General features: G+C 66.6%; 3 protein-coding genes and 2 pseudogenes. All 5 read right to left on the bottom strand.

Annotated features, from left to right (window positions below):
• A partial coding sequence (locus tag B4E97_RS15855; RefSeq protein WP_286960674.1) for a helix-turn-helix transcriptional regulator occupies positions 1–195 on the bottom strand: 195 nt, incomplete at its 3' end.
• Between the two features lie 118 nt (positions 196–313).
• Positions 314–930: pseudogene (locus B4E97_RS19190) on the bottom strand (replication initiator).
• Positions 866–1,120 (bottom strand): annotated as a pseudogene (locus B4E97_RS19185) (replication initiator); the annotation flags it as partial. The pseudogenes B4E97_RS19185 and B4E97_RS19190, both read right to left, overlap by 65 nt.
• Before the next feature lie 108 nt (positions 1,121–1,228).
• The gene (locus B4E97_RS15845; protein ID WP_286960672.1) at positions 1,229–2,167 is read right to left on the bottom strand and encodes a 5'-nucleotidase; all 939 of its coding nucleotides are present in this window, start codon (positions 2,165–2,167) and stop codon (positions 1,229–1,231) included.
• 381 nt (positions 2,168–2,548) lie between these two features.
• Positions 2,549–2,734 carry a hypothetical protein gene (locus B4E97_RS15840; RefSeq protein WP_286960670.1) on the bottom strand — a complete coding sequence of 62 codons (186 nt, stop codon included), beginning with the start codon at positions 2,732–2,734 and terminating at the stop codon, positions 2,549–2,551.
• Positions 2,735–3,460: the final 726 nt, after the last annotated feature.

The following is a 3,460-nucleotide window of genomic DNA, read 5'->3' as shown; positions in this document are numbered from 1 at the left end:
CGCGCACGGCCGCGGGGTCGAAGCGCAGGTGCTTGCCGAGGCGCATGCACGGCGGCCGTCGCCGCGGTGGCGCCACTGATAGATGGTGGCGACGCTGACGCTGAGGAAGTCGGAGACGTCCTCGATGGTCCAGAGGCGGTCGCACGCCGGGGTCGGGGCGGGGAGGTCGAGCAGGGTCGCGCGCTGCCGGGCCATGGCAGGTCCTTTCGGTCGAGGTGTGGTCGTCGAGCGTCGTTGGTCGTCACGTCACCGCTGGGCACGCCACTGGGCGTATTCGCGGGCGCGGGCCGCGGCGGCGGTGGCGAGGGCGGCGTCACCAGGGCGTGGCCAGCCGGTGCCGGCATACGTCCAGGATCCGATGACGAGGGTGGTCTCCTCGTGGTCGTCGGCCAGCAGCCGGGCCTCGAGGTCGCGGGTGTCGAGGGGTTCGCCGGTGCCCTGCGGCCTGCGCGGCGAGGCGCTGGAAGCGCTGTCGGGCGCGTCGGAGCCTGCCGAGGGTCACGGAGTAGCGGCGGGACTTGGTGGAGAAGTGGCCCGGATGCCGAGCATGTGGGCCCACTTGCCGGGGAGCGCGTAGGTGTCACGCCCGGTCTTGGGGTCGAGGCCGCCCGCGCTCTGGGGGCGGTGGTGCGCACGACGGGCGTCACGGACGGCGGCGAGCATCCCGAGGTGTCGCGCGTGCCCGGCGAGGCGGGCCAGATGCGGGCGGTGGGCATCGGCGGGCAGGTCGGTGGCGTCCTTGGTGGCGTACTTGGCGATGTAGCCGGCGACCTGAGGGGGGGGTGAGCTCGTCGCTGGTGCGGGTCTGGGACGGCCCGGTGGTGATGGTCTTGACGTCGAGCTGGCGCCCCCAGGCGAGGACGCGGCGCTGGTCCCAGGTGGCGGCTGGCGGGGCCGGGGCTGTGACTGAGCGGGCGGCAGCGGCCACAAGGCCAGCGATGGTGTCGCCGTCGACAGGGGCGGTGCTGCCGGGGCCGGTGGGTCCGTCGAGCCGGATGAGCGCGTGGAAGTGGACGAGCCCGCGGGCCTGATACTCGGCGACCTTGGCGAACTGCAGGGACGCGACCTGCTTGAGCCCCGACTCGGAGACGCCGAGGTGGGCGGCAAGGTGGCGGCGGATGGCGATGGTGGCGCGCCGCCACAGCTCAACGACAGCAATCCCGGAGTCCTCGGCGTGTTAACCCAGAATCCGCGGCGGCACTGTTAAAAGCAACCTGCACAACTCTAGTTACTCCGATGCACTAAATTGATTGGCGACCCCAAAGGGAACATGAACGCTAGGAACGTCGTTCGCCGCGCCCTCAAGGTGGCTTAGTTGATCATCGAAGAACAAGTGAGGTTTGAGGACTCGCAATACCCGACTCTTCTCAATTCCCCCAAGGAAGAACGCATCGTTCACCCGGACCCCCAAGGACTTCAAAGTCCGGACCACCCTCTCATGCGATGGAGCATTCCTTGCCGTCACAATTGAAACGTGTACCCGGCGCACGTATGTGTCGTCATTGCTGAGTCGCTCCTGCTCACGATCCTGTATCCGATTCAACCCTCGCAAGAACTCGGAGAGTCGGCCCTCTGGAAGCGGGTCCAGCGTGTGCTCCGTCTCGTGGGCATGGAACGCGGGCAGCCCTTCTGCTTGCATTACGGCTTCGGACGAGTCGTCCGCCAGCACCCCATCAAAGTCGAAAGCAACCCGCAACTCCGTCCCAGTCATGTCGGCCGCAGGCTGGCCGAGCACTCGACCGGCAGCAAACCCTTCTTGAATGGCTTGACGGACGTCGGTTTCGTTCTGAGACAGAAATAGCGACATGTTTAGCGCTTCCATGAACCTATAAGGCGCCTTCCCCTGCATAAAGACGGCTCGGGTAATCGGCAGCCCGTGTTGCGCTATAGACCGCATGACCCGAAGTCCAGTCTCAGGATCATTACGGGAGAGGACTATCACTTCCACCAGAGGGGCGTCTGGGCTACCTAGGTCATTGAGAGACAGGAGTCGCTTAATGAAAGGAAACGCAACGCCTGGCTCAAGGAGATTGTCGATATGCTCTTCTTGATAATGCCGATATTCCGACTCGCCCTGACTTCGAAATACTTCATCCGAATCTGTCAGGTCGAAGAGAGCACTTGAGGCTACTCCGACGACCAGCATGTCCTCCAAGGCGTACGGCATGAATTGCCACCTTCCTATGGGCGCGAAACACCGCTGCGGCCACTCTAGACCTACAGGCAGCCAGAGCCCAGGCGAAAGGGTCAAGGGCACCCAGGGATCCTGCCTCCACCCAACGGGCAAATATCGGCCCCTTCCGCTCCTTGCCCCTCATGCGGCGAACGCTTGGCCTCAGCCGCGTGAGGCACGCCTTGAACGGTGAGGAGTTTCTGTACTGGTTCAAGGCGCGCCTCCGGCGCGCGGGCCCGTCCGCCTGCGGCGGCCGGCGCTGCGCTGCGGCCTGGCGGCCGTTCTCGCACTCGTCCGACGCAGGCTCCCTGACCCAGGCGCGGGGAAGAGCGCACCGGAACCAAATCCGATACGCCCTTCATAGTCGATCTGGGCTTACGGCCGCGGCTGCATCCACGGCTGGTACTCGCGGGCGACGTCGTCGTCGATCTCCTCGACTCCCCCAGAACCCGGAACTACAATTCGGCTGGTTTCGCGCTCAGCCGTCTCCCGGTCATCAAAGATCAGGTAGCCGCCCCACGCTTTGATGGGCTGCCCGTCTGCGAACTTGGTCCATGCCATGTCCCTAGCATCCCTGGAACAGCGCTGCCCCACAACAGGTTCGGCCGCGTCGGTTAGCCTCCGCTCGACATGGGGTCCGGCTGACCCGGGCTTCGCAGCCCGAACCCGCGAGCCGAGGCGATCCGCCAAAGTTCTCACCGCCGTCACCAGGGCAAGCGAGTGGCGGATCACGCCGGAACGGATGCTCGCTGACGCCAGAGACGAGAGCACCGATCTGTGGCACGTTTGTGGCACACCAGATCGCCAAGGACCCCTCCCCCACGTCAGGCAACGAGAGACAAACGCGCAGGTCAGAGCGATCTGGACCCAGCGAGCAGGGGCGTTGATGGCACTCCTAAAGCGGGTGTCGCAAGTTCGCATCCTGCCGGGGGCCCGACGCCCCACCGCGGCTCGCCGGCCGTGCGTCGACTCCGGTCACCGTGATCACGCTGCTCTTGGGGCCGGCCCTCCCGTTCGCGCTCGGGATCCGATGACAAGGGTCTCCGTTCCGCCCGAGCGAGGGCGAGAGGGCGGTGCGGGCGCAGGGCGGCGGGCGGGAAGGCAGGGGGCGGTTCGGCATACGACCAGGGTCGTAGGCGAGCCCCGACCAAAGGTTGATGCGCGCCCGCGCTCGGCCCGGCAGACTGGTGACTGCACGGCAGGGGCCGGGCACGCTGCGCTAGGGGGACGCAGCGTGCCGGGTGCCTCCGGCGCCGACAGGGGGGATCGGCGAGCAGCACGACGAAG

Origin of the sequence: Arsenicicoccus sp. UBA7492 (assembly GCF_002479615.1) — a bacterium.
Lineage (GTDB): Bacteria > Actinomycetota > Actinomycetes > Actinomycetales > Dermatophilaceae > Arsenicicoccus > Arsenicicoccus bolidensis.
This window is presented reverse-complemented; position numbering and strand designations above follow the sequence as displayed.